The sequence below is a fragment of the Moorena sp. SIO3H5 genome (genome assembly GCF_010692395.1).
GTDB lineage: Bacteria > Cyanobacteriota > Cyanobacteriia > Cyanobacteriales > Coleofasciculaceae > Moorena.
The window spans coordinates 1-6,197 of sequence record NZ_JAAHHS010000434.1; the positions used below are offsets into that span (position 1 = coordinate 1).

Annotated in this window: 9 protein-coding genes and 1 pseudogene; 2 read left to right on the top strand and 8 right to left on the bottom strand. The window is 40.5% G+C overall.

Going from position 1 to position 6,197, the window contains the following annotated elements; all coding sequences use genetic code 11:
* A partial coding sequence (locus tag F6K52_RS30475; protein ID WP_293087692.1) for a succinylglutamate desuccinylase/aspartoacylase family protein occupies positions 1-734 on the bottom strand: 734 nt, incomplete at its 3' end.
* A gap of 230 nt (positions 735-964) precedes the next feature.
* On the opposite strand from F6K52_RS30475, the gene F6K52_RS30480 reads away from it, so the two are divergent.
* Together F6K52_RS30480 and F6K52_RS30485 are read left to right on the top strand one after the other, a co-directional pair.
* Positions 965-1,210 carry a UPF0175 family protein gene (locus F6K52_RS30480; protein WP_293087695.1) on the top strand — a complete coding sequence of 82 codons (246 nt, stop codon included), beginning with the start codon at positions 965-967 and terminating at the stop codon, positions 1,208-1,210.
* Positions 1,207-1,347 carry a DUF3368 domain-containing protein gene (locus tag F6K52_RS30485; protein ID WP_293087698.1) on the top strand — a complete coding sequence of 47 codons (141 nt, stop codon included), beginning with the start codon at positions 1,207-1,209 and terminating at the stop codon, positions 1,345-1,347. The genes F6K52_RS30480 and F6K52_RS30485 overlap by 4 nt, the downstream gene beginning before the upstream one ends.
* 24 nt (positions 1,348-1,371) lie before the next feature.
* Here the strand turns inward: F6K52_RS30485 and F6K52_RS30490 are convergent, their stop codons facing one another.
* From F6K52_RS30490 to F6K52_RS30520, 7 genes and pseudogenes are all read right to left on the bottom strand, one after another.
* Positions 1,372-1,875, bottom strand: a complete 504-nt coding sequence (locus tag F6K52_RS30490) for an HAD-IIIA family hydrolase (protein WP_293087701.1) — start codon at positions 1,873-1,875, stop codon at positions 1,372-1,374.
* A complete protein-coding gene (locus F6K52_RS30495) occupies positions 1,872-2,054 on the bottom strand; it encodes a hypothetical protein (protein ID WP_293087704.1) in 183 nt (60 codons plus the stop codon). The genes F6K52_RS30490 and F6K52_RS30495 overlap by 4 nt, the downstream gene beginning before the upstream one ends.
* A gap of 219 nt (positions 2,055-2,273) precedes the next feature.
* Entirely contained in the window at positions 2,274-2,909 is a 636-nt protein-coding gene (locus F6K52_RS30500) for an ATP/GTP-binding protein (protein ID WP_293087707.1), read from the bottom strand.
* 370 nt (positions 2,910-3,279) lie between these two features.
* Complete coding sequence (locus F6K52_RS30505) at positions 3,280-3,651, bottom strand: roadblock/LC7 domain-containing protein (RefSeq protein ID WP_293087711.1); 372 nt, start codon at positions 3,649-3,651, stop codon at positions 3,280-3,282.
* A 261-nt stretch (positions 3,652-3,912) separates the two neighbouring features.
* Positions 3,913-4,467 (bottom strand): protoglobin domain-containing protein, encoded by a 555-nt coding sequence (locus F6K52_RS30510; protein ID WP_293087715.1) that lies wholly within the window; start codon positions 4,465-4,467, stop codon positions 3,913-3,915.
* Between the two features lie 634 nt (positions 4,468-5,101).
* Positions 5,102-5,668 carry an ATP/GTP-binding protein gene (locus F6K52_RS30515; protein ID WP_364420489.1) on the bottom strand — a complete coding sequence of 189 codons (567 nt, stop codon included), beginning with the start codon at positions 5,666-5,668 and terminating at the stop codon, positions 5,102-5,104.
* A gap of 255 nt (positions 5,669-5,923) precedes the next feature.
* Positions 5,924-6,197: pseudogene (locus F6K52_RS30520) on the bottom strand (saccharopine dehydrogenase); the annotation flags it as partial.

The window sequence follows — 6,197 nt, forward strand, 5'->3', positions numbered from 1 at the left end:
CTCCGATCTGTTCTGCCTAACTTTGCCAAGGCTTTCTCTAACCCTTGCCAAGGCTTAATAAATGCCTCATCGAAAGCATCCCCATCATACTCATCTTCATGCATCACAATTCCATAATCGAAAAGAAAGTCTTTGGCGCTTTCTTCCCGAGAGTAGAAGCCATACAAGAAATCAAGTCCTTGATTAGTAGAACTATGGATATCAATCACATAGTTAGCATCTACACATAAAGATTGCAGTTGATAGCGATAAATGTGACGAAACGGTAATCCCCTCGGAGAGTAGCAGTCTTCTAAGTGTTGTTTCAAGCTAGACTGGATCCGTGCTAAATAGTTATTTCTGATTTCATCAGGGTCAAAATTAAGTTGAGATTGGGCGAAATCCTCTAAATCATCACACTCTTTTTCATAGTCCCAAAAAATTCGATTCCAGTCTTGACCATCGTAAGGATTGAATCCTCCTGTAGCAAAGAAATGACTACGCTGATTAGTGCTAGCTGGATTACAAACAGGAACCAGCCAGATTTCCCCAGTCAGCTGAGTGTCATCCAGAGTGCTCAAAAAGTCAATCAACTGGTGAATCACCGCATTACCAACAATTTCACAACCATGGAGATTGCCTTGTAAATATGCCTTCTTTCCTGGTTGGGAGCCAACGAATTTATAGACTTGGAGCGAAATGCGATCGCCTGAGGTTAGTTGCTGAATTGGAATAGTAGAAATAGTTGGATTCATGGAGCAGTTTTAAATTGGGTTAGGTAAAACGTCCTAGTTTTTAGGGAGTAGGGAGTAGGGGGAATAAAATTGACTGTACCTCATAAGTATGATCAATAAGTATGATCAACGGTATAGTTAAGCTTAATCCCTATGGTGTTAATGGGGTTAAAGATTTTGTACCATACCCCGGTATCAATCTAGTCAATCGGTAGGTGTTACCATTGAGGCAAAAGTTAGGAGGAGGCACGATGAGCGTTACAATTCCCAACGATATCTTCCAATCCACAGGCATGACAGAAGCTGAGCTAGAGCTGGAGATAGCCGTGATGCTGTATCAAAAGGAAAAACTTACCCTCGGCAATGCTAGTCGTCTTGCTGGCATGAATCAAATTAATTTTCAACAACTCCTTGCCAGTCGCAATATTTGTCTGCATTATGATGTAGAGGATTTTCGAGAAGACCTGCAGACTCTCGAACAATTAAAGAGCCTGTGAAAATTGTCAGCAATACCGATGTTAAGCCCATTATTGATGATCTGATCGCGATCGCCTTTGGCGCGGCTTCGCCGATCGCTGGTTTCCGAATCAGCCCTCGCCTCTACACGGATATTCTACAAGTGGCGGGAGAGTAACTGGCAACCCGAAACAGACCTCTGTCAGCTTCCATATTTGGCTAGCCAATCCGAGGTCCACATAAACGGAATTCCAGCTGCAACGGCTGCCTCAGCATCTTCGTTGCGGTCGCCAACCATCAAAGCTGAAGAGCCGTTGGTTTTAAACTGCAAAATCATTCCCGGCTTTGGTTTTCGGTATTCTCCAGCGTATGCTTTACTGGTTACTTCAGAAAAGTAGTGCCGCTCGCAATAATAACAGGTTGTCCCATAGTCAGGACAAAAAATAATTCCTTTGAGCTGAGGAAGCAATTTAAGAGTTTTCTGTTGCTCTTTAATACAATTCTTCAGGGTTTTATGTCGGGCTGCAACTCCAGCCTGATTGGTCACCCCAAGAATGATATAACCCTTATTTTTGAAACATTGCAGAGCTTGATCAGCTCCTTCAATCACTTTTTGCTGGTCAGGGTAGTCAATAAATATACCTTGACCACTCGGCTGGCGAATGGTCCAGTCGCAATCTACAAATAGCTCAAGTTTTAAATTCATGAAGCTTGCTGGGTAGTACACCAATGACGGCATAGAGTTATTAGCTGATGATGGAAATGTAACTTATCAAGATCATAAAACGCTAGATCGTCAGCAGCCATGGATTCATCCTTGGTAACCCCATCCATGAGCTGTTTAGTTTCATCAAGGTCAATCCACTCCCAGGCAAAGTAATCCATTGGTTCTAACTTGATGTTAATTGCATCTTATTCCAGTCTTTTTTATTAAAGCTTTATCTAGTTACTGGTTTAGTTAATATTTTACTCAAGTTTTATGGAATTGTGAAAAGTTTCCTGGAGTTATATTTATATTTTTAAAATAAAATTCAGCGATCCAGGAGTTCAATTCAACTAGTTCATTGAACTCCTGGATCGCTGTTCGCGTAGCGCTTAAACTGACTAACCCCCTGATAAAAACTGAGGCTTCGGCCAATGATATTGGTTCTTAACAGGTAACGGAGCTGGCTTACTTACCTTTTCTCTTTTAGCACCTTCAATAACACTCCCTTGGGAAAGCATCTGAGCCATCAAAATCATTACAGTTTCAAATACTGAGGTCTTATTATTGGGATTAACAGCTACAATCGGGGGTTGATTAGGATCGCCGATGTATGCCATGCGCATCATAATTTCCTCTGGAGTCCATGCCCCTGCAACATCAGTATGAGTCAGACCAATAATCATTGGAATAGTGACCCGTTCCTGCATAAACGATAAAATCTGACGAGCACTAGCAAAATCACTGCTTCGATTAGCTGCCATCAATAAAATATAGGCGTGAGCTCGGCGAATCAAAATATCCCACATAAAATCAAAGCGAGCTTGACCAGGAGTTCCATACAGGTGCAAATCCAAGTTCCGATTTAAGGGACGCAAACCAAAGTCTAAGGCAACGGTGGTTTTTTTCTTAAACAATGATGTGGCATCCGTAGCCGTTCGTTCTGTTTCAATAACCGCACCTTCGCTAAATGTTCTGACAAAGGTAGATTTGCCAGCTCCTATTGTTCCCGTTACTACAATCCGTATATTGTCCATTGGGTTATGCTTCCCTAGCAAATACTACAGGTTATCAACTGTGCCAGTAGGTTGGGGTGAATCAAGGTAATTTGTTGACGATTGACGGTTGATGGTTGACGGTTGATGCTTGACTGTTAGTGGTCAACCTTAAACAAAAAATAGCTTACATTGAATTTCACACACCCACTGATGTTATACCAATAATCCAGAATGCGAAAAACAATTTAACAAAAAAATTTACTATTTGTAATGGGTAATGGATAATTAAGACTAGTCTTTTAATTACCCATTACCCATTATCTATAAGCCATTAATAATGACTATAATTTATAGTAATTTATTCCTTTTATAAACTCAAGGTATTAGTAGAACAAATTCCACAAATTTACTATATCAACATTGGTTTTAATTCAGCCAGAGTTCGTTTAATTTCTAACATCAATACTCCCTGCTTAGCTGCTTTACTAGCTAGAACCAGAAATACCGCTTCTTCACCACAACTGGTCAAAACGCTAAATCCCTCTTTACCCTCAACATAGATTCGGTCGATGTCTCCTCTAGCCAGTTCTGAGCCAATTCGCTCACCCAAGGAGAGCATAGCCGCAGACATCGCTGAAACCCGTTCTTCATCCATTTCCCCAGGCAAACTAGATGCTAATGGTAAACCATCGGTTGTGACTACAGCTGCTCCCTGAATATCAGCAGTGGATGTAACAAAATTATGCAGGATATACCCCAATTTTTGAGAATTGATCGCCATTGTTCCCTTACTCCAATTGCAGAATGTGTAATTCGGTTAGTTTATGTTCCTCGAAACTGATAGCTGATAGTTAAGTAGGAGTAGTGCCAATTTGCCAGAACTTATAGGCTATTGATTGAGTTTCCAACAAACTCGACACGTAATCTAGCAATCCTATCGGAAAAGTGAACAGTAACAGGTGTTACTCAGGACTCATAACTTTCCGAGTCCGAACTATTTTATTGAGAGGTATTGTTCACAAATAATTTAGGATTGCTCTAGTTACATAGAGCCAGCACCAGTAGTAATCAGACGTCTAAATAGACCCTCTGTCCAGCCAGTTTCTCTAAGAACCGCTGCCGAACTCACTTCTACATAGGCTTGCTCAATGAAGGCTAAATCAATCATACATATCCGACTGAGGGCATCCCGCAAGGCTTCATCTTTACCATCAGTTTTTATCCGGTTAGTAAATGCCTGTACCACAATTGCCATTGCTGGGACGACGTGTTGAGGACCGATACCAATTTTCACATGTACCAAACCTATACGCCAACGACGTTCAGCATAGGCTTTTCCCCAGTCATCCATACCAGTGAACATTTCGTAAAACCATTGCACAAAGGTTGCCCGTAGGCGCTCCATACGACCTTCTTTCTCTTTCATAATGGCATCCATTTCTTCATCGTCACCTAAGTAAGTATAGAAATGGTCTGCCATTTCAGAAGCAATTTCTTTTCCCCAATCTGCGTGTGATTTCAGAAGCGCTTTGTCTTCAGTAGTCAACTTGACACGCTTTTCCATCTTGGTCATAAATTCTTGGGGATCTAAGCTCATAATTACTCCGATATAGCTGAATCTAACTCTAAGTTATTACTTGACTATTTAACAAAGCACCCCGATTGAAGTTTTTAGTATTTAAACACTATAGCAATGTTTTTATGAATTATTATCTGAATAGATAATTTTATGCTAATAGCTAATCCTGTAACTTGGTTATATTTTAGCTTTTTTAATTTCTAAAATAAAAGATTTACAAGTATTGTTTTGTATAATTTTAGTGAAGTTTATAGTTGAGGTTTACTATAATTTTAAACTATTGACTTCATCTATAGTTGAATGTACCTATAACCTAAACTACTGGATGTTTAGTAGTCGAGACTACATTTATAGGTAAACGTTATACAGTTTACTTACTAACCTTTTCACCAAGGGATCCGTTCAATCCGGATTACTTTTTTTAGTGACGCTAATTAATGATTTGTGTAGTTTTATAAACACAAATTACAGAAGATGGCAATTCTTATAAATGATAATCCTTGGGGCGAAGTATTCGGCTAGCCAATTTGGGAGCGAACCAAGAATTTATGTGCGAATGCTTCGCCGTTACAAACGTCATTTGTGCTATGGGTTTCGACCTGACACGGGCTGGTCAGTTATTTGAGTTGAACGGCACTAGCTACTGACTTGTCTAGCAATCTAGGAGATCGATCAAAAGCACCAAAGCCTCAACTACTGAGGTTCGGTGATTGGGATTAACTATCACACTTGCGGGTTGATTGTGAGGGTTACTATAACCGAGAGTTCTGATAATTTCCTCTGAGGTCATTGCCCCTGGACAATCCATATGGGTTAAACCAATAATCATGGGAACATTTACTCGCTCCTTCATAAACAGCAGAAGCTCACGAGAGTGGTTTAAACTGCTGGGTCGATGAACCGGCACCAGTACAATATAGGCGTGAGCTTCACGAATCAAAATATCCCACATGAAGTCAAAGCGAGATTGACCAGGAGTACCGTAGATGTGAACATTTAGATTGTTACCAAAGGTAAGGCTACCAAAGTCAAAGGCAACGGTAGTTTTTTTCTTTAGCAGAAGTATTTCGTCGGTGGCTTTACCTTCTATTTCCACAGCTTCAACATTACTCGCTGTTCTCACAAAAGTAGATTTGCCAGCTCCTACAGTTCCGGTTACTACCACACGGACACTTTTCATGGGATTGACTCCACTAAGACTAGTTAATATTGAGTAGATTTCAGTCTTAGCAGATCAAAAACGTAAATTTTGCGGTGTAAGTCCTGTCCGTTTGAGTTAAACTCAGATTTTGCACCAAGTTTAAAATTAACCTGTAAACCTAGGGAACAGCGGATCACCGGAACAGGGAACAGTGATAAGATTTGACTATTTGAGGACTTAAATTGATTGTTATCACTGCGGTTATTAAGTTTTTTGTACTGGTGCAATATCTCATTTAAAGGAGGATTATCAAAGGGGATTTGGTATCAACACTCAAGCTTCAACAGTATTAATCTCAAGTCCTCGACTTTGTATAGTTTGCTCAAATAAGGGCGTAGATAGGGCTTGTTCCACTGGCCAAACTCCCGGTTTATTCAGTTGATGAGTAAGCATAAGTTCAGCAATACTACCAGTACCCATACCAGCAGCGACAGCAGTATTCTCATGGACTAAGGTTGAGCCAGCACGGGCTGATTTACCATCTTTGTAACCAGTAACTTCTGAGCGAATTGCAACACCAACGCCACTAACGCGATCGCTTACATCG